Origin of the sequence: Streptomyces sp. NPDC094034, assembly GCF_040303865.1 — a bacterium.
GTDB lineage: Bacteria > Actinomycetota > Actinomycetes > Streptomycetales > Streptomycetaceae > Streptomyces.
This window is the reverse complement of the sequence record NZ_JBEOUD010000003.1, coordinates 85,882-109,737: the sequence shown is the minus strand read 5'-3', so window position 1 is coordinate 109,737 and position 23,856 is coordinate 85,882. Positions and strand designations below refer to the sequence as shown.

The following is a 23,856-nucleotide window of genomic DNA, read 5'->3' as shown; positions in this document are numbered from 1 at the left end:
CGACGGGCCGCCGGAAAGGTCAGCGCACGCGGCCGACCGCGGCGTAGATGCCGCTGTCGTATCCGCCGCTCTCCTCCTCCGTCGGCGCGGCCGTGTCCCGGTACCAGTGCGGGGCCGTGACCAGGCCCGGCTCGGCGAGGTCCATGCCCTCGAAGAACCGCGCCACCCCCTCGCGAGTACGGAAGCCCAGCGTGATGCCACCCCGCTTGTACTGCGCGACCACCTGCTCCACGAGTTCGGGGTAGAGATCGGACGCCGCGTGCGAGAGCACCAGACAACTGCCCGTGGGAAGGGCTTCCACCAGGGTGCCGACGATGTCGTACGGCTTCTCGTCCTCCGGGATGAAGTGCATCAGGGCGATGAGGGAGAGCGCGATCGGGCGGCTGAAATCCAGGAAGCCCCGGGCGTGGTCCAGGATCGCCCCCGGTTCGCGGACATCCGCCTGGATGTAGTCGGTGGCGCCTTCCGGCGAGCTGATCAGCAGGGCCTCGGCATGCCGCAGGACGATGGGGTCGTTGTCGGTGTAGACGACCCGGGCCTTCGGGTTGATCCGCTGGACGATCTGGTGCAGGTTCGGCTCGGTCGGGATGCCGGTGCCTATGTCGAGGAACTGGTCGATCCCGCTGTGCGCCAGCCAGGCGGTCGCGCGGCGCATGAAGGCACGGTTCTGCCGCGCGGCGACCCTCGCCTCGGCCGGCAGCTTCGCCCCCACCGCCTGGTCGACGGCGTAGTTGTCCTTGCCGCCGAGGAGATAGTCGTAGACACGTGCGGGATGGGGCTTGCTCGTGTCGATCTGCGGTTTGGGCGTCTCGGCCGTCATTGAACGCTCCCATGAGTGGAGGCGGGGAAAGAACCTGGTGAAGGGGACCGCATCGCCGATGTACCCGTTTCGGGTGATCCGGGTGGGGCGAGCGGTAACAGGGTATGCGATGAGGGGAGTTGGTGTTCGAATCAGGTGTGTATGTACGGGCGGCGGGATGTCACGGGCATACGGCCGGATGCGAGCCGGGCTGGGCTCGCACAGGATTCTCGTCCATACTTCCGGACGTGGAGCAGCGCATAGACTCGAATATCTGGCCCGAGCGTGCCGTGGGGAAAGACCCGGCGTACGTTCCCGGCCTCATGGCCCCCCGCCCCGCGGGCACAGCGGAGACGGACCCGGAGCAGGCGGAGACCGAGGAGCGCGCGCCCGAAGGCGGCGCCCGCTCGGACGTCCTTCCGGAGGCCGTTCCCGATGAACCCGCCCTCGACGCGAACAGCACCACCACCGACAAGGCCGAAGCGGCCGAGGAGGTTTCCTCCGACGCTTCCTCCGAGGAGGGCACCCCTGCGGACGACGCCTCCGCCGAGGACGGCCCCGTCTTCGAGGTCACCGACCGCCGTGGCGCGATCATCGCGGACAGCAAGGGCGTCCGGTTCCGGCTGGACGACCAGGAGGCCGACTTCTGGTGGAGCGAGATCGGCGCGGTCGAGATCAAGACTCCTCGCTTCGGGCGCCGGTTCACCGTCACGGTGCATGTGTCGGAGCGCCGCTGGTTCGACGCCGAGGTCGAGGCCGACACCAGGAACCGCCTCAAGGAATGGACGGAAGAGCTCGACGCCGTCCTGGACGCCTACTTCGAGGAATCCTGAGCGGCCGATCCGCCGGCCGGGACCACGAGGCCCGGCCGGCGGCGGTCCCCCGACACTGAACGGCGGACCGCCGACGGCTGTACGCCGTCCCTGATCGCATCCGGACGACGTCCCGGACATCTCAACTGAGCGGGGACGGCGACCGGCTGAGGGTGTATCCGCCGCGCCAGGACATGCCGCGCGGTCAGCCGCTCTTCGTGAGCACCCGGTCCCCGAGCCGCGCCCGGCGCCCGTCCGCCGCGCTCTCCCGGCGGCGCTCGCGCTCACCCTCCCGCACCCGCGCGAGCAGCAGCGCCGGGTCGGGGTCGGTCTGGAGCGCGGCCAGGAGCAGCAGCCACAGATCCGACAGCCCCTCCTCGATCTGCCGCCGCCCCTCCAGGGCGTCGGAGACCGTGTGCAGCCCGAAGAAGGCGCAGACGAGTCCGTGCGCGGCCACTTCGGGACATACGCCCTCGGCGAGCGATCCCTCGGCGCGCGCCTCTTCGAGCAGCCCGGTGACCGTCTCCAGCCAGCCGACGAAGGGCCGGGGCAACGTGACGTCGATGGCAGCGCGTTCCGCCCACAGCCGGGATCCGGCGCGGATGACGACATCGTCGCGGAAGGCTCTGGCCACATCGAAACTCAGGGCGACCAGTCGTTCCAGCGCCGGGCGGTCGGCCGCCTTGTAACGGCCGATCAGCTCCGGCCAGGTCGCGAAATGCTCCTCCACAATGGCCAGGGCCAGATTCTCCTTGCTGGCGTAGTGGAAGTAGATGGCCCCGCTCGTACGACCGGACCGTGCGCTGATATCGCTGATACTGGTACCGGCATAGCCACGCTCATCGAACAAATGTGCCGCGGCCTCCAGCAGAAACCTGCGCGTCGCTTTCGCCCGAACCTGCTCCGCCCGAACCTGCACGTGTACCCCGGATTCCCGTTCCGTTAAATGACAGCACGCAATGTAGCGGCTTTTCGCGCGGGGTGTGACGGCGTGTGGCGGGGTTGAGCTGGGGTGCGCGTGCCGGAGAATTGCGATGTTCTTATCGCATGAATACATCGGTTGGTGACATCGCCGGGGAGGTCCGGCCGCTGTCCTGGTCGCGCACCGTCGCCCGGGAGATGGTGCATCGCGCCTCCGTGGCGGAGGTACTGCTGACCGACGTTCGGCAGACCGAAAGCGGCGATTTCGAAGCCGCCGCCTCCTGGCCCCGATCCCATCCGACTTTTCCGCGCGACGGCGCCGATCTGCACAGCCCGTTGATGATCGTGGAGACACTGCGTCAGCTCGGGATCTACATTCCACTGCGGTATTTCGGCGTCTCGTCCGTCGCGAACCTGATCATCACCGATCTCTCCTTCGAACTCGACCCCGCCTCGGAGCCGCGCGCCCTCTCCGGCGCCACCAGGGTCACCTGCGGGGTACGGGCGACCCAGGTGCGACGCGGGCCCGACGGGTCCGCGACCGGGCTGCGTCTCCAGGTCTCCTACCAGGCCGACGGGGTGCTCTTCGCGCTGGCCGGCGGCGGTGCGCGCTTTCTCGAACCCGAACAGTACGACGCCGTACGGGCGGGCCGCTCGGGCGCCGCCGCTCCGTCCGTCGTGCGCGCGGCCGGCGGCCTCCGCCCCGACGCCCGGCGGCTGGGGGTGACCGGCGCGCACGATGTCGTGATCGGTTCCGAGGGCGCCACGCTGCTGGTGGATCCCGCCGATATGCGGCATCCCTTCTTCTTCGACCACGCGACGGATCATGTCCCGGGCATGATCGTGCTGGAGGCCGCCCGGCAGGCGGCTGCCCTCGAAAGTGGCGGAAGGCTGCTACGGCCTACCGCCGGTCGGCTGAAAACGGCGCGCTTCATCGAATACCGCCCGCCCGCCCGCGTTCTGTGCGTGGCGCACCATGCGACCTGCGTCTTCCGCTTTCTCCAGGACGGCGAACAGAAGGCCTTTGGAGTCCTCCGCTACCAATAAACAGATTTAGACACTAAATGCAATCACTTGACTGCCGAGAGTAGTTCTCTCTAGCGTAGCGATCGTTATGTTCCTGGCGGACGCCGGAACAGGCCTTCTCCCTATGGCCGCGCCCGCCAGGGATCGCACCCGTCCGACAACGGGTGACCAACACGCCCGCGGTGTTTCGCACCGTTGCGGCGGCCAGCGCTGCCGCTTTTAGGGCACTCCTGAACGGAAGCACGCGGATGACAGCTCAACGCATCCTTTCCTGGACTCCCTCAGCCATCGTCTTCGACTGCGACGGCACCCTCATGGACACCGAATGCCACTGGCAGGACGCGCGCATTCTGGCGTTGCGCGAGTTCGGATTCACCCCCGCTCCAGGCTTCGCGGAGCGGGCCAAAGGGCTCCACTACAGCGAATGCGGGCGCCTGATGGCGGACGAGGCGGGGCGCCCGGACCTCGGCGAGGAGATGACCGACCGACTGCTCGCGCATTTCCGAGCCCTGGTCGCCGACAACCCCATGACCATGCCCGGCGCCCGCCAACTGGTCGAAACGGCGGCTCAGTTCGCGCCGCTCGCCGTCGCCAGCAACTGCCCGCGGGAGGTCGTCGAGTCCAGCCTCGACACCGCGGGCATGCTCGACCTCTTCGGGCACGTCGTGGTGCCCGAGGACGAGATGCGGCCCAAGCCGCATCCGGACGTCTATCTCGCCGCGGCCAGGCTCTGCGGCGCCGACCCGGCCGACACCCTGGCGATCGAGGACTCCCACTGTGGCATCCAGGCCGCGGACCAGGCCGGTATGCGCATCATGGGCGTGGGCCCCTGGCCCGACGCGCGGACCGTGGCGCTGGTCGACCTCTGGGTCCGCTCGCTGGACGAGCCGGAAGTCTCCGGCTGGGCCACCGGGCGCGTACCGCCGCAGTACTCACGCTGACCGCCGGCCCCGTCGGTCGCCACGCCATGGGCTGTCCGGCGGGGCGGGATCGAAGGCTTCCCGGCTCCCGCTCCTCCTCTCGTCTCCCTTTCTTCTCTCCTCCTCCCTCCTCCCTGTCCACCGTCTCCACCTTCACCTCCCTGTCCTCCTTCTCCTCCGGAAGTCGCCCTGTCCGGAAATCGGCCTACCATGAGTGCCAGAGGACATATCCGTCCAGAAGCTGCCGCACAGGGAGATGGCCATCGGATGGATGAGGATCGTGCCGGCCGTCTCGTGGCGTCGCTGCGCGCCCGTGGGGTGATGGCCCATCTGGCGCACCTGGGGGTCTACCAGTGCGGGGTGCAGATCGTGCTCGCCGAGGGCGGTGAGGCGATCTGGGACATCGACGGGGTGCTGGGGCTACGGGCCGAGGTGGTGGAGGACGGTGTCCTCGTGGGGTTCGTCCCGCATGTGCGGGGCTCCGAGACCTTCACCGAGGAGCAACTCGTCGCGACGATCGCCGCCACTCGGTACGACAAGGAGAGCCTGCGCCTGCCGGCGGACACCGGCATTGGACCGTACGGCACCGACGGCGCGGACGGTGAGGGCGCCCGGCCGGACGGGGGCCGCTTCTCCGGCCCCGCGTTGCCGCGGTGGGCCGGCCGCCGCCGGTTCCGGCTTCCCTGGCGCCTTCGCCGGCCGAGATGACTCGTACGCCGGTTCGGTTCGACACCCGGCCGGATGGGCGTACGTATGTGCGGGTATGCGCGCTGTCACGCGGTCGGTGGTTCTTTCCGCGGAATCGCCCCGTGCGCCATGGCTGTGTGGGCATGCTCGGGGGCATGGCTGAGCTTGGTGAGAACGTGCCCGCTTACCGCACGATCCGGGTGTCAGGACCGGCGGGACCGGTCGAGGCGGTGGCCGATGTGGAGGCATGGCGTGCCCGGGAGAGCTATCCGGACATCCTCTCGGCGGGCGGGCCGCTCTTCGGAGTGGTGCGCGAACGCGAGGCGGGCGGCTGGGAGCTGGTCTCGTCGTTCTCGGGGCTGGCCCCGCAGGACGGCCGCGACAGCATGGGCTCCCAGTTCCGCAGACGGGCCGAGGAGTGCGAGAAGGCCGGTGACCGGGCCGGGTACGAGGAGTGCATGCGCGCCGCCGAGCGGATGGAGTGGGAGACCCTCGACGAGCTGACCGTGCTCGGTGTCCGCCACCGGGTCGCGCGGGCGGAGTGCTACGTACGCTCGGGGCCCGACGGACCGGAGCCCCCGCGCCCGGGCGATCCGGACCCCATGGCGTCCGGCGAGTCGCACAAGGCCCCGGATCCCACGGCCGGATTCGTCTTCGATCCCGTCATCGCCACCGGTATGTCCCAGGGCATCCTCAAGGTCGAACTGCTCTCCCTCGTACGCAAGTCGGGGACCGTACCCGACGAGATCCGCGACGATTCCCGGATCGCGGCCCGCACGCACCCCGGAGGTGTCCTCCTGCCGCCGACCTTTATGACGGCGGAGAAGGACTCCGGGCGCTGGCGGCCCGACTCCACCGGCACCTGCACCACACCGCAGGGCGCGCGGGACACCCTCGCCGTCGCGCTGCGCGTCATGATCCCGTGGCAGCTCGGCCTCGAACCGGAGCGGCGCGCACCGTACTTGGCCGCGGCCGACCGGCTGGACGCGGAGCGCGGCAATGAAGTGGAGGTGGAGGGACGACGGTTCAGGGTGGTACGGATCGAACGCCTGGTCCGTATCGGGCCGGACGGCCCCGAGGGCCCGCGCCCCTCCGACCCCGACCCGCAGCCTCCCGTGATGGTGCAGCACCAGCGGGCCGTCGCGGAGGGGCTGATCTCCGAGGACGACGACGAGGACGCCCCCATCGAACTCGACGAGAGGACACAGCGGCTGGCGGCGCTCTTCAGCGAGGAGGAGGCGCGCCGCAAGGAACTGCTGGCCCAGCGGCGGGAGCGGGGCCGCGACGCCTGACCGGGAGGCGTCGGCGCGAGAACGCGCCCAACGAGCCTGTCAGCAGCGCGCGTTGACATGGCCGGGCTCTCCGGCCGGTACGACATCCCGGTCCCGCAGGACGACCGAGAGCCGGTCGCCCCACTCCCGGCACGCGACGGTGAAGTCCGCCCGGCGGTACTCGATCACCAGCACCTTGTCGTCATAGGCGTCCGCGTACGCGTCGCACTCCTCGTAGCGCGCGCACTCCTCGGCCACGGCGAAATCGAAGCCGATCCCGTCCCGTACCCCCGTCATCTCCGCCGCGTTCTTCTGGCCGATCGCCAGCCCGGCCCGGTGGGCGTGCTCGGCCAGCCGTTTCGCGAACGCGGTTGAATCGGCGCGGTCGAGCAGGCCGTCCGAGCGCAGATACGAGTCCAGGTTGTCCGCCTCGACGGCATCGAATCCCCGGTCGGCGCATCCGTCGATCCAGCCGCCGACGATGCCGGCCAGCCGGTCGCGACGCTCGTCGGAGGAGATGTCCAGCAGTGGTTCCGCCCAGTCCTCGTCGATGACGGCGGCGCCGTCCGCGTCGCGCAACAACAGGTCGGGGTGGTTCTTCCGCCACCACACCACGGCGTCCGGCTGGGTCTGGTACGCGTTGACATAGCAGATGTTGTAGATGCCGGGGTCCGGATCCGGGGCCGCCGTACGGTCCCTGATGACCGTTCGCACCCCCTCGGGCGGATCGTAGGCTCCGCCGAGCTGGTAGTCGAAGGGATCGTTCGCCCGAGGCTCGCGCACCGCGTGACCGGGGGCGGCGGAGTTCTTGGACTCCTTGGCGGTTGGGCCGGAGTCGTCGGCCGTGTCGGTGGCGGCGCATCCGGAGAGGGCCAGTGCCAGCGCGAGCAGTGGGGCCACTGAGATCCGGGCGGTGGGGGCGAACGGCAAGGCGGTGTCTCGATTCCGGAGCGGCGTGAAGGACCTCGCAAGTCTCGCACCGCGGGCGGGGGCGGGGCGTGCCCGGCCCCGGGGCACGCTCCCGGCGCATGCCCCCGGAGCACGTCGCGACGGGATCACACCGTCAGCAGACTCGGCCTGGCCGCTCGCTCGATGTGCAGGAACGCGTCGGGCACCGGGTACTGGCCCAGGAGAAAGCGCAGGATCGAGGCGTGCATCGCCTCGACGGGGGCGATCGTGGCCGCGGTCTCCGTCTCCGAGGCGCCTTTCAGGCCGTAGGTGGCCATCAGATAGGTCCCCGCGGCCTGTTCCTCCAGCTGCAACGCGAGCGCCGCCGCGTCGGCCGCGCTGGTGGCCTTGGCCAGCGTGGTGGTGATCTCCTTCTGGTCGGAGAGCGGCACCCCTGTGAGGGCGGGCCTGCCGGCGCGGGTCAGTACGTCGTTCCACGCTTTGGCGTGGTCGCTGTGCTGGGCCATCGCCTCGGCGAGGAAACTCGTCAGCGCGCGCGGTACGGTCCCGAGCCTGCCCGACCTGGCCGAGGCCAGGGCCGACGTATAGACGCCGACGGCCTGGTTCTCCAGCGCGACCGCCAGCGCGACCGTCCGCAGATCGCCGGGGTAGGTGACGCGGCGCGCGATGACGCTGGCCTCGTCGACGGGCGATCGCGAGGACAGGTCGTTCTCACCGGAGCAGGACGGCAGCAGGAACGCGGCCCCCGCGCCTCCCGCCCCCAGCAGGAACCTCCGGCGGCCGGGTCCACGGGTCTCGGTCTCATCGCAGGGACCGGCGTGACCGGCGGGACCGGCGAGGGGCGGTTCCCGGCGGCCCCGTTCGGGTACGGCACTCACCGCACGGCCCCTTCGGAGCTCGGCAATGCCCTGCCCGTCGGATAGAAGGCGTCGGGAAATCCGACCGTCCCCGCGGCGGCGTGCAGTGTGTCGGCGTCCGTCGGGATCGCGATCAGATCGGTGTCGCCCGAGCCGAGGAGCGACTGAATGGTCAGCAGGGTGGCGCGGTGCTGTGCCTCGACCGGGGCGACGGAGGCGAAGAGCCGGCGCAGTCGCGCGGTGCCGGCCGGACCCACGTTCTTGGTGTACGTCTGCGCGGCCACGTCCTCCAGCGACAGAGCGAGCGTGATCACGTCCTCCGGGGTCTTGGCGGCGGGCAGCGCCTTCTGGACGACGGCCGTGTACTTCGGGTCGGTCCCGGTCTGTGGTTGGCCGCCCGCCTGGACGGCCGCCGTGTTGAACGCCTTGGCGTGCTCCTCGTGGTGCCGGGTGGTCGTGGCGATGAACTCCTGGATCGTCGCGTTGCCGTCCTTGATGAACGGGAACTCGGCGGCGGTGCGGTAGACGCTCACCGCGAGGTTCTCCAGCGACGCCGCCGTCCGCAGCGCCATGATGTCGTCCCGCGTCGTGGGTTCCAGCAGCCGGGTGTCGATGTGCTCCGCGCCCATCACGCCCCTCCTTCCTCGGCGCCCGCACCACCGCGGGTGCTCTCTGTCACCGACACATTCGCGACGCGGGCACCGCCGAGAGGCAGGACATCCGGGACATACGGGGGGTTTCACCTCTATGGCCCAGTGTGTGTCCATGGCGAGAACGCGACCGCCCCGTCGCCATACCCGGCGACGGGGCGGTGCGGTGCGGGAGCCGTTCTCCGGCCGTACGGCCGCTACTCCTTGACCGCGCCCGAGTTGGCGCCGTTGACGAAGTAGCGCTGGAAGCAGAAGAACAGCGCGGCCACCGGCAAGGTGGAGAGCAGCGCCGCCGCCAGCTTCAGCGGATACTGCGTGCCGCCGCCGAGACCGCCCGAGATGAAGCGGGCGAGCCCCGTGGTGAGCGTCTCGTACTGACCTGACTGGGTGGCGACCAGGAAGTGCGTGAACTCGTTCCACGATCCCTGGAACGACAGGATCGTCAGCGTGATCAGCGCGGGCCTGGCCATCGGCAGGACGACGGACCAGAAGATCCGGAACACCCCCGCCCCGTCGACCCGCGCGGCCTCCTCGACCTCGCGCGGCACCGATTCGAAGAACTGCTTCATGATGAAGATGCCCGCCGCGTCCACCAGCAGCGGCAGGATCATGGCGGTGTACGTGTCGAAGATCCCGAAGGTGTTGAGCACCAGGAACTTCGGGATGAGCAGGGCCACCCCGGGCACCGCCATCACCGCGAGCACGAAGCCGAACAGCACCGTGCGGCCCCGGAAGCGCAGTCGCGCCAGCGCGTACCCGGCCATCGAGTTGAACAGCACCCGGCCCGCGGTCACGATCACCGTGACCAGCGTCGAGTTGGAGAGCCAGCGCAGGAAAGGCACTCCGTCCGCCGACTCGCTCAGCCCGAACAGCCGCTGGTAGGCGGCCGTCGTCGGAGTGGTCGGCAGCAGGGAGAGCGGATTCGCCGCCGCGTCCGGGTCCGTCTTGAAGCCGGTCACCAACTGGAGGAGGAACGGCAGCAGATAGAGCAGCGCCACCCCCACCACCAGGCAGTACCCCAGCACCCGCAGCGGGACCGGGAACCGCCCAAGGACCGGCGGGCGGGCGGCGTCGCGCGCGCCGCGCCGGAGCCGGGCCCGCCCGACCCGGTCGCGTACGGCCGTACCACCGGCGCTCATCGCTTCCTCCCCTTACGTGCGCCGCGCTCCCGCAGGACCCAGCGCTGGAACCCGGTCAGACAGAGGATCAGGGCGAGCAGGACGAACGCGATCGCCGAACCCTGGCCGAAGTCCGCGTTGTCGAAGCCCGCGGAGTACGACAGGAACGCGGGCGTGAGCGTCGTATTGCCCGGGGCGCCCTGGCCCATCACATACACCTGGTCGAAGACCTGCCAGGTGGAGATCAGCCCCAGGGTGAGCACCAGGAACAGCACGGGACGCAGCGCGGGAAGCGTCACGTGACGCAGCAGCTGACGGCGGTTGACCCCGTCCAGCGCGGCCGACTCCTCCAGCTCCCGTGGGATGTCCTGGAGCGCCGCGAGGAAGATCAGCATGAAGGTGCCCGAGGTGGTCCACACGGCCAGCAGGATGATCGTGCACATCGCGATCGAGGGTCCTGACAGCCACTCGAACCACGAGAGCCCCATGAAGGAGTGGTCCGCCAGCACCCCGGAGGGCCGTTCGGGATCGACGATCCCCAGTCCGCCCAGGATCAGCGAGAGCACCCCGCGCGGGTCCGCGAACCAGTTCGGACCCTTCACCCCGACCCACGACAGCAGGGAGTTGACGGCCCCGCTGCCCTGGAAGAGGAAGAGGAAGACCGTGGAGACGGCGATGGAGCTGGTGACCGAGGGGAAGAAGAAGGTCGTACGGAGCGCGCTGCGCGCCCGCAGCAGCTTCTGGTTGACGATCAGGGCGAGGCCCAGCGCCAGCCCGGTCTGGAGGGGAACGGTCAGCAGGACGTAGTAGGCGTTGTTGCGCAGGGCGGTCGCGAAGAGGGTGCGGTCGAGACCGTCCTGCGTGAACAGCGTCCGGTAGTTGTCCAGGCCCACGAAGTCGGCTTCGCCGCTGAACGGGTTCGACTGTCCGTCCCAGTTCAGCAGGCTCACCCAGAGCGCCATGAGGATGGGCAGGACCAGGAAGAGCCCGAGGACCAGCACCATGGGGCTGACGAACAGCCAGGCCCAGGCGGTTTCCCGGCGCGGGTCCCCGCGACGGCCCGCGCGCGGGGCGCTGACACGGGCCGTCGCGGTCGTACCGGTCACACCGGGCGTGTCAGGTTCGCCCGGTGTGCCGGTCGATCGGTGCGCGCGGGGCGCGCGCACAGTGCGGAGGGGCATGGGGCTCAGTTGCCCTTCGCGATCGCCTGTTCGCCGTTGCGCTGGAGGTCGGCGAGGATCTTCTTCGGGTCCGCCGTACGCAGCGACTGGAGGTCGGTGTTGAACTGGCTCGCCACCTTGTCGAAGCCGGCGATGGTGACCGGGCCCTGCGCGTACGCGCTGCCGTCCACCCACGCCTTGGCGTGCGGCGTCTTCTCGGCGTACGTCGTGAGCGCGCTCGTCCGCGACGGCATCACACCGAACGCGTCGGCGAAGGCGAGCTGCTGCTCGGCGGAGGCCAGGTGCTTGACGAGGTCGACGCTCGCGGCCTGGTGGGTGCTGTCGGCGGCGACGCCCCAGCAGGTGGAGAAGGCGAGGGTGCCCTCGCCCTTCGGACCCGCCGGCAGCGGAGCGATGGCGTACTTCACATCCGGGTAGTCGAGCTTCATGCCGCCGTCGAGCCAGTTGCCCTCGATGGTCATCGCGGCCTTGCCCTTGCCGAGCGCCTCGCCGCCCCAGCTGGTGTCCACCTGCTTGGCGAACTTCATCGAGCCGGACTTCAGCATCGACTGGACGAAGGCGAGACCCTCGGCGTTCTCCGGGGTGTCGGCGGTCATCTTCTTCTGGTCCGCGTCGGTGAGCCAGCCGCCCGCCTGCTTCATGAAGACGCCGAGGCGCTGGTACTCGTCGCTGGTCACCAGGCCGGTGACGCCGTTCGTGGTGAGCTTGTCCGCGACGCTCTGGAGGTCCTGCCAGCTCTTCGGGTAGTCCTTCTCCGTCAGCCCGGCCTTCTGCCACAGGTCGGAGTTGATGGCGAGGCCGAGGGTGGAGGTGTCCTTGGGCAGGCAGACCTGCTTCCCGTTGTACGAGAAGGACGTGAGCAGCTGCTCGGAGAAGTCCGAGGCGTCGGATATCTGGTCGCCGTACGCGTAGAGCGAGCCGCCCTTGGCGTAGTTCGCGAACTGGTCGGAGTTGACGTAGAAGACGTCCGGCGGCTTGTGCCCGGCGAAGGACTGCGCGAGCTGCTGGTTCATGTCCTTGGCGACCTCGACGGTCACCGTGTTGCCGGACTTCTTCGCGTACGCGGCGGCGGCGGCCTTCACCGCCTGGGTCTCGGCGTCACCCGAGGTGGCGATCAGGACGGTCAGCTTCTGCTTCTCTGCCTTGTCCTGCGCCTGGTCCTTGCCACTGTCGAAGTTGGACGAGCAGCCGGTGGCGGCCAGGAGCGCCGCGCAGGTGACGAGTGCGGCGGCGGCGGCCGTGCGGGTGACCATGAATTCCTCCAGTAGAGATGAAACGTGCGGCTCTGTGGCCCGGGAGAGACGTGTGATGAATCGATGGCCCGGGTGCGTGCTTCGCCCCGGGGCGATGGTGGGCGCGGTCAGCTTCCCGGAGCGGGTGTGCTGTCGCGGACGACGAGGGACGGTTCGAGCAGGACATGCTCGGGCGGGGCACCGGGCTCCGACATCCGGGCGAGCAGGAGACGTACGCACTCGTGGCCGACGGCCTCCAGCGGCTGGGCCACGGTGGACAGACCGGGGGAGAGCAGGGCGGCGGTGGGGGAGTCGTCGAAGCCGATGACGGCGACGTCCTTGCCCGGCGTGGCCTGCCGCTCGCGCAGCGCCTGGTAGCAGCCCATCGCGAGCATGTCGCTGGCGGCGATCACGGCCGTCGCACCCGTGTCGAGCAGCGGTGCCACGGCGGCCCGTGCCGAGGTGGTGTCGTCGACGCTCTGCGCGCGTCGGCCGCGCACCGGCAGACCGTGCCGGCGCATGGCGCGCTGCCAGCCCTCGGCCCGGTCGTCGCCGACGCCGGAGCCGCGCGGCCAGCCGAGGAACGCGATTCTGCGATGCCCGAGGGCCACCAGATGCTCGACCGCGGCGTCCGTGCCCGAGGCGCCGTCGACATCCGCCCAGTCGCCTATCTGCCGGCCCGACCACATCCGGCCGAAGCCCACGAACGGTATGCCGCGCTTGGCCAGCCAGGCCTGGCGGGGGTCACCGCGGTCGGTGCCGCTGAGCACGAACCCGTCGACGCTGTGCAGATCGATGAGCTCCTCGTGCCCGTCCAGACTGGCGCTGCCGGGCGGCGAGGCGAACAACAGGATCCGGTAGCCGGCCTCGTCGGCCGCCTGGGACAGCGCGTGCAGGAAGCGGTCCATGACCGGAGCGGACATTCCGGGCGCGCTCGGACGTATGCCGTAGCCGATCAGCTTGCTGGAGCGGGTGCGCAGCGTCTGCGCCGCCCGGTGCGGGCGGTATCCCATCTCGTCGATGGTGCGCTGAACCCGCTCCAGCGTCTCCGGGCGCAATAGTTCGGGCGAATTGAGGGCATTTGACACCGTCTGCGGGGAGACCCCGGCGCGTCGCGCGACCATGGCCAGGGTTACTGAACCGGCCTTGGGCGAGGGCGCGTTGGCGGGGCGGGGCATGACGGTCTCCGGGACGGTTTGTGCGAATCGATGAGTTCTTTTGGAGCGTTCCAATGCCATTGTCAACGAGCTGAACTCGTCGTTAGGGTTCTTGGAACGCTCCAATGACTGAGAGGTTCTGCTCTGTTGTCCACGACTGTCAAGACCCACGACACTATGAACTCCGTCGCAGCCGCGGTCCCCTCGGCCGAGGGCCTCCAGCCGTTCCTGCACGACGCCTGCGTGACCCTGTACGCGCCGAGCTTCGCGATTTCCCACGCGGACGGACAGATCGACGGCGGCGCCGACGGCTTCTACCACGCCGACAGCAGAGCGCTGTCCCGGCTGACGGTCGAGGCCGACGGGATCGCGATCGCGCCGGTACGCGGAGCCTTTGACGGTGCGGACCGGGCGGCCTTCCGCGGAGTGCTGCGCGGCCTCGGCGAGATCACCGCGGACCCCGCGGTCACCCTGCACCGCAAGCGCCAGGTCACCCCCGGCCGGCTGGCGGAGACGCTGGAGGTCTCCAACGAGGGAGGGCGGCATGTCCGCGTCCGGCTGATCGTCACCGCCGCCACCGACCTCGCCGAGATGGAGCGCGTCAAGACCGGGCAGGCGCAGAGCCCGGTCCCCGCGACCGCCACCCCGGACGGACTCGGCTGGTCCAGGCAGGGGTTCGCGGTACGTCTCTCCTCCACCCCGGTGCCCACCGCCGCCGACCCGGTGTCCGGGCGGCTGGAGTACGAGATCGAGCTGGCGCCCGGGGAGACCTGGACCGCCGTCCTGCACGGTGACGCGGCGCACGAGGACGGCGACCAGTTCCCCGCCCCGGCCGCGGACAGCGTGCCCTGGCGCACCCCGGTGCTGCGCAGCTCCGACCGGCGCTTCGACCACTGGATCAGCCAGTCGGCCGCCGACCTCGACCGGCTGCGGCTGACCGACCCCGAGGAGCCCGCCGACCAGTTCCTGGCCGCCGGAGCCCCCTGGTTCCTCACGCTCTTCGGCCGCGACTCCCTGTGGGCCGCCCGGATGCTGCTGCCGCTGGGCACCGAACTCGCCGCCGGTACGCTGCGTACGCTCGCGCGCCGTCAAGGTGTCAGGTCCGACCAGGACACCGAGGAGCAGCCCGGCAAGATCCTGCACGAGGTGCGCCGCGGGACCCAGACCTTCCACGACAACTTCTCGCTGCCGCCGTCCTATTACGGCACGGTCGACGCCACCCCGCTGTGGATCACGCTGCTGCACGACTCCTGGCGCTGGGGGCTCGCCCCCGACCAGGTCGAGCGGCTGCTGCCGAACGCCGAGGCCGCCCTCGCCTGGATGCGGGACTACGGAGACGCCGGCGGTGACGGCTTCCTGAAGTACATCGACGGCACCGGCCGCGGACTGGCCAACCAGGGCTGGAAGGACTCCGGCGACGCCATCCGGCACCGCGACGGACGCCTCGCGAGCTCTCCGATCGCGCTGTGCGAGGTCCAGGCGTACGCCTACGAGGCCGCCCGGGGCGGCGCCGCGCTGCTGCGCGCCTTCGGCCGGCCCGGCGCCGACGAATGGGAGGAGTGGGCGGAGCGGCTCTCCGACCGGTTCCGCAGCCACTTCTGGGTGGAGGACGAGCGCGGCGCCTACCCGGCCGTCGCCCTCGACCGGGACAAGCGGCCGGTGGACTCGGTCACCTCGGGCTTCGGCCATCTGCTGGGCACGGGCCTGCTCAACCACGAGGAGAGCGCCCTGCTGGCCGCCCGGCTCAGCGCGCCCGACCTCGACTCGGGCCATGGGCTGCGCACCCTGAGCAGCGACTCCGCGGGCTACAACCCGTACGGCTACCACATCGGTTCCATCTGGCCGCACGACACCGCGATCGCGGTGCACGGGCTGACCAGGGCCGGTTTCCCGGACGCCGCGGCGGGGCTCGCCGCGGGGCTGCTGACCGCCTCCGCGGGCTTCGACGCGCGGCTGCCGGAGCTGTTCGCCGGCCATGGTTCGGCGACCGACCCGGTGCCCTCGCCCTATCCGGCGTCCTGCCGGCCGCAGGCGTGGGCGGCGGCCTCGTCCGTCCTGGTCCTCCAGTCCGCGCTGGGGCTCTCGGCCGATGTCCCCGGCGGCACCCTCACCGTCGCGCCCGCGTTCGCCGAGGCCTACCGGCCGCTGAAGGTGGCGGGCTTCGATGTCGCGGGAGGGCGCCTGGACATATCCGTGGCCGCCGACGGCACGGCGCACATCGAGGCGCCGGCGGGCCTGGAGGTGAAGAGGGAGTCCGTGACGCCCCGTTGAGGCCAGGGGCGCGCGGTGTGAGGATGGGGCCCCGGCGAGACGGACTCACCCGTCTCGGGGGGCGGGGTCCCGGCGTCGCTCGGTCGGCGCTTCGGCGCTTCGGCGGTGCGGCGGCGGTTTCCGGTCAGGGCCGACGAAGCCGGTCCTCAGCCGGGCCGTGTCGCTATTGGGCCGAACGGGTGAGGCGCGGGAGGATGGCCGGATGCAGACACAGCGTACGGGCGGGGTGGTCCGATGAGCCGCTACGGCAGGTACGACGGATACGACGCGACCGACGAGCAGTGGGAGGGCCTGGCCCAGGTCGTGCCGCTGCGCGGTCGCAACGAGTGGCCCTCGCGGGTCGATCACCGCACCGTCCCCGAGGACTTCAAGGCGGCGAACCGGCGCTTCATCGTGCTGCGGGTGCAGGTGTTCGCTGACGCGCGGGAGGTCGCCGACCATCTGATCGCGCGGATTCCGGTACTGCTGGATCTGACCGGCGCGGAGCCCGATGTGGCCAAACGCATCCTGGACTTCAGCAGCGGGGTCGTCTTCGGGCTCGGCAGCGGGATGCACCGGGTCGACAAGAACGTCTTCCTGCTGGCCCCGATCGGCACGGAGGTGGAGGGGATCGCGGCCGACGCCGTCCCCCGATCGTAGGAAGGTGGCCAAGGCGTAACGGTTCGCCAGCTTTTGAGCCGCATACGGTCCGGCCATGGAAGCAACCCGCGCGCGTCCCACCCTCACCGAACTGCGGCTCTCCGCCTTCACCTCGCACCGCGGAGCGGCTTTTCCCCTGAGCCCCATGACGCTGTTCACCGGAGCGAGCGGCAGCGGGAAGTCCACGGCGCTGCGGGCCTACGAGTCGCTCGCCAGGCTTGGTGCGGGCGCGCTCCTGGCCGATGTCTTCCCGGATCCGGTGGCCTGCGTTCCGGAACGGGCCGTGCCCGACGCCCAAGGGCGGCGCGGCTTCCGGATCGGCTGCACCGTCGACGGCCCGGTCGGTCCCGTACGGCTCGATCTCGCCGTCCAGGCCGAGCCCGAACTCCGTATCGTCGGCGAGCGGCTGACCGGTCGTGGACAGACCCTGCTCACCACGGCGCTGCGCGACCCGGGGCGGCCCACGGTGCAGGCGGCCTGGCACACGGCCGGCGCCGTACCGGTGACCCGGGCCCCGCTCCCCGACGACCGGCTGGGCACGGCGCTGCTCCCGCTGCGGGTGGGGGGCCGCACGGAGGGCGAGTCGCTGGTGCTCGCCGCGGCCGAACAGACCGTGCTGGCCCTGCGGTCCGTCTTCGTCTGCGACCCGCAGCCGCAGCTCATGCGGTATCCGGTGGCGGCGGGACAGGGGCGGCTGCGCCGGGGCTGCGAGAATCTGGCGGCGGTGCTCGACCGGACGCTGGACCGCTCGCGCGACGGCTGCGCCCGCCGACGGGCCCGGCTGGCCGCCGCCGCGCGGGCCGGCTGCGCGGGGCCGGTGACGGAACTCGCCGTCGAGCAGCTCGCCGACGGTACGGTACGCGCGCTGCTCGCCCGGGACGCCTCGGGCGCCCGGGCCGCCACCCCCGTGGGCCGGCTCGGCGAGGGCGAGCTGAGATATCTGGCGCTCGCGCTCGTACTGGTCACCGGCCCGGGCGTACTGGCCGGTGACCAGACCCCCGAGGTGCCCACGGCGCTGCGGTCGCTCACCGTCCTCGCCGACGGATTCGACCGGAGCCTGGACCGGCGGCAGGCGCGCGAACTGCTCTCGCTGGCCTCGGCGGTCTGCGCGGAGGGGCGCATCACCCTGGTCGGGGCGGTCTCGGACGCCTCCTGCGCGCGGGGGGTCGCCGGGGTGACGGTGGTAGACCTGGATCCGTGACGGAACTCGATGTAGCGGAAATGCAGCGCAGACTGGCCCGGTTCGCGGCGGCGCGCGACTGGGAGCAGTACCACACCCCCAAGAATCTGGTGGCGGCGCTGAGCGTCGAGGCGTCCGAACTGCTGGAGATCTTCCAGTGGTTGACGCCCGAGCAGTCGGCACGGGTGATGGAGGACCCGGACTCCGCCCACCGGGTCTCGGACGAGGTCGCCGATGTGCTCGCCTACTTGCTCCAGTTCTGCGAGGTGCTGGGGATCGATCCGCTCGTCGCGCTCGCCGACAAGATGGACCGGAATGAGGTCCGCTACCCGCCCAAGCGACCGGCGGTTGGCCGCGATTCTTCCTGATCGTCACTCTATGGAGTCGTCGAGTTATGCACAACGAGCCTGCTGTCCAGAGATTTCCGCATTGCTCTGGCCTTTCTGCCGCCAATGCATCACTCTGGGTAGTGGAACGCGTGGGCAGGATTGTCGTACGAACGGGGGCTGCGGATGGATGCGGAACGGCTCATCGGAGTGAGCCGGCATGCCCTGGCCGGGAGCACGGACGAGTGGGATGTCATCGCGGAGGCCTGGCAGGCGCAGAGCCTGGCCCGGGCGATCGGTGTCCAGTTGGCGTTGAACGGACCGAAGGAGCTGAAGAGCGAGGCGCGGGAGCTGGCCGAGGGGGGCGGGCAGGACTGCGGACCGCCGGACGGACCGCTCGAAGGACTGGCGGGGTTACCGGACCGTCCGGCGCCGCGCATCGGCCGGATACGGGCCGGACAGCTCTCCGGGGTGGCCGATATCCGGGCGGCCCTGACCGGGCTCGGCGCGCTGCTGGGCGAGGTCGGGATCGCGCTGGTGGCGGTCGCGTGCGCCACGGACGAGGAAGGGCTGTACTGGCAGTGCATCGACGCGATCGACGCGGCCGACGAGTCCAATGACCGGGTGGGCGTGATGCTGCGCCGGCTTGTCGCGCGGGATCGCGAGCGGGAGCGGGAGTGGGCGCGTCAGCGCGAGGAGCGGCAGCTCGGGCTGGAATGGCAGCGGCAGCGGCAGAAGGAGCGGGAGGGGGAGCGGGAGAGCAGGATCGGCCGGGACGTCAACGGAGAGCCCTGCCCGAAGGTGCAGGATGGAGGACATGGATCTTCGAATCTTCACCGAGCCCCAGCAAGGGGCGAGCTACGAGACACTGCTGACCGTGGCCAAGGCCTCTGAGGACCTGGGCTTCGACGCCTTTTTCCGTTCCGATCACTATCTGAAGATGGGGTCCGCCGATGGGCTCCCCGGGCCGACGGACGCCTGGATCACCCTGGCCGGGCTGGCCAGGGAGACCAAGCGGATCCGCCTCGGCACGCTGATGACGGCCGGCACGTTCCGGTTGCCGGGTGTGCTGGCCATCCAGGTCGCCCAGGTGGACCAGATGTCCGGCGGCCGGGTCGAACTGGGCCTGGGCGCGGGCTGGTTCGAGGAGGAGCACAAGGCGTACGGGATTCCGTTCCCCAAGGAGAAGTTCCCCCGGCTGGAGGAGCAGCTGGCGATCGTGACCGGCCTCTGGGCCACGGAGACCGGCCGGACCTTCTCCTACGACGGCACGTACTACCAGCTGACCGACTCACCCGCGCTGCCCAAGCCCGCGCAGCGCAAGGTGCCGATCCTGATCGGCGGCCACGGCGCGAAGCGCACCCCGCGGCTGACCGCGCGTTACGCGGACGAGTTCAATCTTCCGTTCGCCTCCATCGAGGACACCGAGGCGCAGTTCGCCAGGGTGCGGGCGGCCGCCGAGGCCGTGGGGCGCGAGGCGGACGATCTCGTGTATTCGAACGCGCTGATCGTGTGTGTCGGCAAGGACGACGCGGAGGTGGCCCGCCGGGCCGCGGCCATCGGACGGGAGGTGGCGGAGCTGAAGGTGAACGGGCTCGCGGGCTCGCCCGACGAGGTGGTCGACAAGATCGGGCGCTACGGCGCGGTCGGCTCGTCGCGGATCTATCTCCAGGTGATGGATCTGGACGACCTCGACCATCTGGAGCTGATCTCCTCACAGGTCCAGTCCCAGCTGAACTAGGGTCTTTCGTTTGGATGGGAGCGGGGCAGGGGCAGGGCCTGGTCCCTGCCCCCGCACCTGCCGTACCGCGTACTGGAGCGACCGTGAAACCCACCCGCACCCTTGCCGCCGCCCTCGCCGAAGGGACCGTCGTTCTCGACGGCGGTCTCTCCAACCAGCTCGCCGCGCAGGGCTGCGATCTGTCCGACGCCCTCTGGTCGGCGCGGCTGCTCGTCGAGGGCCCCGAGCAGATCGAGGCGGCCCATCTGGCGTATGTACGGGCGGGCGCGCGGGTGTTGATCACCTCCAGCTATCAGGCGACATACGAGGGGTTCGCGTGGCGCGGGGTGTCGCCTGACACGGCGAGCGCGCTGCTGGTGCGCAGCGTGGAGCTGGCGCGCCGGGCGGGCGAGGCGGAGCGGGACGAGGTGTGGGTGGCGGCCTCGGTCGGACCGTACGGCGCGATGCTCGCCGACGGCAGTGAGTACCGGGGCCGGTACGGACTGTCGGTGCGGGAGCTTGAACGGTTCCACCGGCCGAGGATCGAGACCCTCGCCTCGGCCGGTCCCGACGCGCTCGCCCTGGAGACCGTCCCGGACACCGACGAGGCGGAGGCGCTGCTGCGGGCCGCCGCCGGCTGCGGGGTGCCGGTCTGGCTCTCGTACTCCATCGAGGGCGAGCGCACCCGGGCCGGACAGCCGCTCGCCGATGCCTTCGCCCTGGCGTCCGGCGACGACCAGGTGATCGCGGTGGGGATCAACTGCTGCGAGCCGGGGGACACGGACGGCGCGGTCGAGCCGGCCGCCTCGGTGACCGGCAAGCCGGTCGTCGTCTATCCGAACAGCGGGGAGCGCTGGGACGCGGGGACGCGGAGCTGGCGCGGGGACGCCACGTTCGACCCGTCGAGGGTACGGTCCTGGCAGGCGGCGGGGGCGCGGCTCGTCGGGGGCTGCTGCCGGGTCGGGCCGGAGCGGATCGCGGAGCTGAGCGCGCTCACCGGCGCGGACGGGGCACGCTGAGCGGCGCGCTTCTTCCCGCCGCCGGGCTCTGGGCCACTCCTCGCACCCTACGCTCGCCGTGTTGAACGCCGGACTCGGCCGTTCACCGGGTGAGCCGCGCTCCATGCGGTGAGGATGGGAGACATGGGATTCCATGTCGACTCCGAGACCGGGCGGCTGCGCCGCGTCATACTGCACCGCCCGGATCTGGAGCTGAAACGCCTCACGCCCGGTAACAAGGACACACTGCTCTTCGACGACGTGCTCTGGGTACGCCGCGCCCAGGAGGAGCACGACGCGTTCGCCGCGCTCCTGCGCGAGCGGGGGGTTCAGGTGCATCTCTTCGGTGATCTGCTGCGGGAGTCCCTGGACCTCCCGGCGGCCCGGCGGCTGGTCCTGGACCGGGTCTTCGACGAGAAGGAGTACGGGCCGCTCGCCACCGGCCATCTCCGGGCGATCTTCGACGAACTGCCCACGGACCATCTGGTCGAGGCGCTGGTCGGCGGGATGACCAAGCGGGAGTTCCTGGAGCAGCACGCGGAGCCGGTGTCGGTACGTTTCCACGCGATGGAGCTGGACGACTTCCTGCTCGACCCGCTGCCGAACCATCTCTTCACCAGGGACACCTCGGCCTGGATCTATGACGGCGTGAGCATCAACGCGATGCGCTGGCCCGCCCGGCAGCGCGAGACCGTGCACTTCGAGGCGATCTACACACACCACCCGCTGTTCACCGGGCCCGCCGCCGGGGCCTTCCATCACTGGTCGGAGGGGCAGCACGACTACCCGTCCACCATCGAGGGCGGAGACGTCCTGGTCATCGGCAAGGGCGCCGTACTGATCGGGATGAGCGAACGGACCACTCCGCAGGCGGTCGAGATGCTGGCGCGCGGGCTCTTCGCGGCAGGCTCCGCCACCACGATCGTGGCGCTCGACATGCCCAAGCGACGGGCGTTCATGCATCTCGACACCGTGATGACGATGGTCGACGGCGACACCTTCACGCAGTACGCGGGCCTCGGCATGCTCCGCTCGTACACCATCGAACCGGGCGCCGACGGCCGGGAGCTGAAGGTCACCGACCATCCGCCGGAGCATATGCACCGTGCCATCGCGGCGGCCCTCGGCCTGGCGGACATCCGGGTGCTGACCGCCACCCAGGATGTGCACTCGGCGGCGCGCGAGCAGTGGGACGACGGCTGCAATGTGCTCGCCGTCGAGCCCGGGGTCGTCGTCGCCTACGAGCGCAATGTCACCACCAACACCCATCTGCGCAAACAGGGCATCGAGGTGATCGAGATCCCGGGCGGCGAGCTGGGCCGGGGGCGGGGCGGGCCGCGCTGTATGAGCTGCCCGGTGGAACGCGACGCGGTGTAGGCATGCGGTGTGGGGACGCGGTGCGGCGACAACGGGGCGCTGGGCTGTATAGCGATGCAGGTTGTCGTATATAGTTCCAGTGTCCGGTATCTTCGCCCCCCTTCGCGACTCGCGCCCCAGGAGCAGCCATCATGGCCATACACCTCGAAGGCCGCCACTTCCTCAAGGAGCTGGACTTCACGGCCGGGGAGTTCCGCGGTCTGCTCGATCTGGCCGCGGAACTGAAGGCCGCGAAGAAGGCGGGCGCCGAGGTCCAGCGACTGCGCGGCAGGAACATCGCCCTGATCTTCGAGAAGGCCTCGACCCGCACCCGGTGCGCCTTCGAGGTGGCGGCGGCGGACCAGGGTGCCTCCACCACCTATATCGACCCGGCCGGCTCGCACATCGGGAAAAAGGAGTCGGCGAAGGACACCGCACGGGTGCTCGGGCGGATGTTCGACGGTATCGAGTTCCGCGGGGACGCCCAGGAGACCGTGGAGGAGCTGGCCGCGTACGCCGGCGTCCCGGTCTTCAACGGCCTCACGGACGCCTGGCACCCCACGCAGATGCTCGCCGATGTGCTGACGATGACCGAGCACACCGACAAGCCGCTGACGGAGATCGCCTTCGCCTATCTCGGGGATGCCCGCTTCAACATGGGCAACTCGTATCTGGTCACCGGTGCCCTGCTCGGCATGGACGTACGGATCGTCGCGCCGCGCGCCTACTGGCCCTCGGACGACATCCTCGCCCTGGCCCGCGAGGCCGCCGCGAGCAGCGGGGCGCGGCTCACACTCACCGAGGAGATCTCCGAGGGCGTGGCGGGCGCGGACTTCGTGGCCACCGATGTCTGGGTGTCGATGGGGGAGGCCAAGGAGGTCTGGGACGAGCGGATCAAGGCGCTCGGTCCGTACGCCGTGACGATGGACGTGCTGCGCGCGACGGGCAATCCCGACGTGAAGTTCCTGCACTGCCTGCCGGCCTTCCATGATCTCGGTACGGCGGTGGGCCGGGAGATCCATGAGCGGCACGGCCTGACGGAGCTGGAAGTCACCGACGAGGTCTTCGAGTCGCCGTACTCGGTCGTCTTCGACGAGGCGGAGAACCGGATGCACACCATCAAGGCCGTGCTGGTCGCGACGCTGTCCGGGAGTGGCGCCGCCCAGTAGGGCGGCCGGTGCGGCGGACGGCCCAGTGGGGCGGCGGACGGCCCCAGTGGAGCGGCGGACGGCCCCAGTGGAGCGGCCACAGAGGGCGGGCTGGATTCAGAACGCCGGAAGCGTGAACCAGACCGCCTTGCCCTGATCCGTGGCGCGGTGGCCGCAGGCGGCACTGAGCGTACTGATCAGCGGCAGGCCCCGGCCGCCCTCCTGCCATGGATCCGGCATCGTCCCGGGGTGCGACAGATTGCCCGGCGGCTCCGGGTCGCAGTCGTGCACCTCGACCTGGCAACCGGTCGGCAGCAGCTCCACGACCAGCTCGATCGGATCGCTCCCCGGGGTGTGCTGTATGGCGTTGGCGACGAGCTCGGCGGTGAGCAGCTCCGCCGTGTCGCTGTGTACCGGCTCCTCCAGATGTGCCAGAGCGTCACGGACGAGGGCGCGCGCGATCGGCACGGCTTCGACAGTGTGGGGCAGCGTGACTCTCCAGGGGGAGTCCCCGGCTTCTGGCATGGCGGGCGATCCGATCAGGGCACACGTACGGCAGGGGTGCGGGGGCAATTGCTATCACGTTCAACCATACGGAGCGTGAGCGGGTTAACAAGAGGCGCCGGCCCGCCTGACACGGGACCAATGGCCCTTGCCCATCAGGACCTTTGACGGCGT

23 protein-coding genes and 1 pseudogene are annotated in these 23,856 nt (G+C 70.5%); 14 read left to right on the top strand and 10 right to left on the bottom strand.

Translation table 11 applies throughout. The features are described 5' to 3' along the window. Positions 1-19: 19 nt before the first annotated feature. Positions 20-820, bottom strand: a complete 801-nt coding sequence (locus ABTZ59_RS04690; RefSeq protein WP_351390540.1) for an SAM-dependent methyltransferase — start codon at positions 818-820, stop codon at positions 20-22. A 227-nt stretch (positions 821-1,047) separates the two neighbouring features. On the opposite strand from ABTZ59_RS04690, the gene ABTZ59_RS04685 reads away from it, so the two are divergent. After that, positions 1,048-1,632 carry a prolipoprotein diacylglyceryl transferase gene (locus ABTZ59_RS04685; protein WP_351390535.1) on the top strand — a complete coding sequence of 195 codons (585 nt, stop codon included), beginning with the start codon at positions 1,048-1,050 and terminating at the stop codon, positions 1,630-1,632. Positions 1,633-1,816: 184 nt separating this feature from the next. Here the strand turns inward: ABTZ59_RS04685 and ABTZ59_RS04680 are convergent, their stop codons facing one another. After that, a complete protein-coding gene (locus tag ABTZ59_RS04680; protein ID WP_351390532.1) occupies positions 1,817-2,530 on the bottom strand; it encodes a ScbR family autoregulator-binding transcription factor in 714 nt (237 codons plus the stop codon). Positions 2,531-2,658: 128 nt separating this feature from the next. On the opposite strand from ABTZ59_RS04680, the gene ABTZ59_RS04675 reads away from it, so the two are divergent. The 4 genes from ABTZ59_RS04675 (at position 2,659) to ABTZ59_RS04660 (ending at position 6,457) form a co-directional block, all read left to right on the top strand. After that, positions 2,659-3,579 (top strand): ScbA/BarX family gamma-butyrolactone biosynthesis protein, encoded by a 921-nt coding sequence (locus tag ABTZ59_RS04675; protein WP_351390527.1) that lies wholly within the window; start codon positions 2,659-2,661, stop codon positions 3,577-3,579. 227 nt (positions 3,580-3,806) lie between these two features. Beyond that, positions 3,807-4,499, top strand: a complete 693-nt coding sequence (locus ABTZ59_RS04670) for an HAD family hydrolase (protein WP_351390524.1) — start codon at positions 3,807-3,809, stop codon at positions 4,497-4,499. A 246-nt stretch (positions 4,500-4,745) separates the two neighbouring features. After that, positions 4,746-5,186 carry a hypothetical protein gene (locus ABTZ59_RS04665; RefSeq protein ID WP_351390521.1) on the top strand — a complete coding sequence of 147 codons (441 nt, stop codon included), beginning with the start codon at positions 4,746-4,748 and terminating at the stop codon, positions 5,184-5,186. Between the two features lie 134 nt (positions 5,187-5,320). After that, positions 5,321-6,457 (top strand): DUF5954 family protein, encoded by a 1,137-nt coding sequence (locus tag ABTZ59_RS04660; protein ID WP_351390518.1) that lies wholly within the window; start codon positions 5,321-5,323, stop codon positions 6,455-6,457. A 39-nt stretch (positions 6,458-6,496) separates the two neighbouring features. Here the strand turns inward: ABTZ59_RS04660 and ABTZ59_RS04655 are convergent, their stop codons facing one another. The 7 genes from ABTZ59_RS04655 to ABTZ59_RS04625 all read right to left on the bottom strand — a co-directional run bounded on the left by ABTZ59_RS04655 (position 6,497) and on the right by ABTZ59_RS04625 (position 13,561). Then, a complete protein-coding gene (locus tag ABTZ59_RS04655) occupies positions 6,497-7,366 on the bottom strand; it encodes an endo alpha-1,4 polygalactosaminidase (protein WP_351390514.1) in 870 nt (289 codons plus the stop codon). A 125-nt stretch (positions 7,367-7,491) separates the two neighbouring features. After that, on the bottom strand, positions 7,492-8,223 hold the full coding sequence (locus ABTZ59_RS04650; RefSeq protein WP_351390511.1) for a ferritin-like domain-containing protein: 732 nt from the start codon (positions 8,221-8,223) through the stop codon (positions 7,492-7,494). Then, positions 8,220-8,831, bottom strand: a complete 612-nt coding sequence (locus ABTZ59_RS04645) for a ferritin-like domain-containing protein (protein WP_351390509.1) — start codon at positions 8,829-8,831, stop codon at positions 8,220-8,222. Before ABTZ59_RS04645 ends, ABTZ59_RS04650 begins: the two co-directional genes overlap by 4 nt. 218 nt (positions 8,832-9,049) lie before the next feature. After that, on the bottom strand, positions 9,050-9,991 hold the full coding sequence (locus ABTZ59_RS04640; protein WP_351390507.1) for a carbohydrate ABC transporter permease: 942 nt from the start codon (positions 9,989-9,991) through the stop codon (positions 9,050-9,052). Then, positions 9,988-11,151, bottom strand: coding sequence for a carbohydrate ABC transporter permease (locus ABTZ59_RS04635; RefSeq protein ID WP_351390504.1), 1,164 nt, complete (start codon positions 11,149-11,151; stop codon positions 9,988-9,990). Before ABTZ59_RS04635 ends, ABTZ59_RS04640 begins: the two co-directional genes overlap by 4 nt. 5 nt (positions 11,152-11,156) lie before the next feature. After that, entirely contained in the window at positions 11,157-12,404 is a 1,248-nt protein-coding gene (locus ABTZ59_RS04630) for a sugar ABC transporter substrate-binding protein (protein WP_351390500.1), read from the bottom strand. A 107-nt stretch (positions 12,405-12,511) separates the two neighbouring features. After that, positions 12,512-13,561 (bottom strand): LacI family DNA-binding transcriptional regulator, encoded by a 1,050-nt coding sequence (locus ABTZ59_RS04625; protein ID WP_351390497.1) that lies wholly within the window; start codon positions 13,559-13,561, stop codon positions 12,512-12,514. 156 nt (positions 13,562-13,717) lie between these two features. Here ABTZ59_RS04625 and ABTZ59_RS04620 point away from each other — a divergent pair, with 156 nt between their 5' ends. The 9 genes and pseudogenes from ABTZ59_RS04620 to argF all read left to right on the top strand — a co-directional run bounded on the left by ABTZ59_RS04620 (position 13,718) and on the right by argF (position 23,199). Further along, positions 13,718-15,811 (top strand): amylo-alpha-1,6-glucosidase, encoded by a 2,094-nt coding sequence (locus ABTZ59_RS04620; protein ID WP_351390494.1) that lies wholly within the window; start codon positions 13,718-13,720, stop codon positions 15,809-15,811. A 234-nt stretch (positions 15,812-16,045) separates the two neighbouring features. Next, positions 16,046-16,450, top strand: coding sequence for a cell division protein SepF (locus ABTZ59_RS04615; protein WP_351390491.1), 405 nt, complete (start codon positions 16,046-16,048; stop codon positions 16,448-16,450). 55 nt (positions 16,451-16,505) lie between these two features. Beyond that, positions 16,506-17,651, top strand: a complete 1,146-nt coding sequence (locus ABTZ59_RS04610) for an AAA family ATPase (protein WP_351390487.1) — start codon at positions 16,506-16,508, stop codon at positions 17,649-17,651. Then, a complete protein-coding gene (locus ABTZ59_RS04605; protein ID WP_249952969.1) occupies positions 17,648-17,998 on the top strand; it encodes a nucleotide pyrophosphohydrolase in 351 nt (116 codons plus the stop codon). Before ABTZ59_RS04610 ends, ABTZ59_RS04605 begins: the two co-directional genes overlap by 4 nt. A gap of 144 nt (positions 17,999-18,142) precedes the next feature. Continuing rightward, positions 18,143-18,628: pseudogene (locus tag ABTZ59_RS04600) on the top strand (DUF6099 family protein); the annotation flags it as partial. A gap of 145 nt (positions 18,629-18,773) precedes the next feature. Next, positions 18,774-19,697 (top strand): LLM class F420-dependent oxidoreductase, encoded by a 924-nt coding sequence (locus ABTZ59_RS04595; RefSeq protein ID WP_351390483.1) that lies wholly within the window; start codon positions 18,774-18,776, stop codon positions 19,695-19,697. Positions 19,698-19,780: 83 nt separating this feature from the next. Beyond that, the gene (gene mmuM / locus ABTZ59_RS04590) at positions 19,781-20,695 is read left to right on the top strand and encodes a homocysteine S-methyltransferase (protein ID WP_351390480.1); all 915 of its coding nucleotides are present in this window, start codon (positions 19,781-19,783) and stop codon (positions 20,693-20,695) included. 123 nt (positions 20,696-20,818) lie between these two features. After that, on the top strand, positions 20,819-22,051 hold the full coding sequence (locus tag ABTZ59_RS04585; RefSeq protein WP_351390478.1) for an arginine deiminase: 1,233 nt from the start codon (positions 20,819-20,821) through the stop codon (positions 22,049-22,051). Positions 22,052-22,182: 131 nt separating this feature from the next. Further along, a complete protein-coding gene (gene argF / locus ABTZ59_RS04580) occupies positions 22,183-23,199 on the top strand; it encodes an ornithine carbamoyltransferase (RefSeq protein ID WP_351390475.1) in 1,017 nt (338 codons plus the stop codon). A 96-nt stretch (positions 23,200-23,295) separates the two neighbouring features. On the opposite strand, the gene ABTZ59_RS04575 is transcribed toward argF, so the two are convergent. Continuing rightward, positions 23,296-23,703: an ATP-binding protein gene (locus ABTZ59_RS04575; protein WP_351390472.1), complete on the bottom strand. Its 408-nt coding sequence runs from the start codon at positions 23,701-23,703 to the stop codon at positions 23,296-23,298. Positions 23,704-23,856 lie beyond the last annotated feature (153 nt).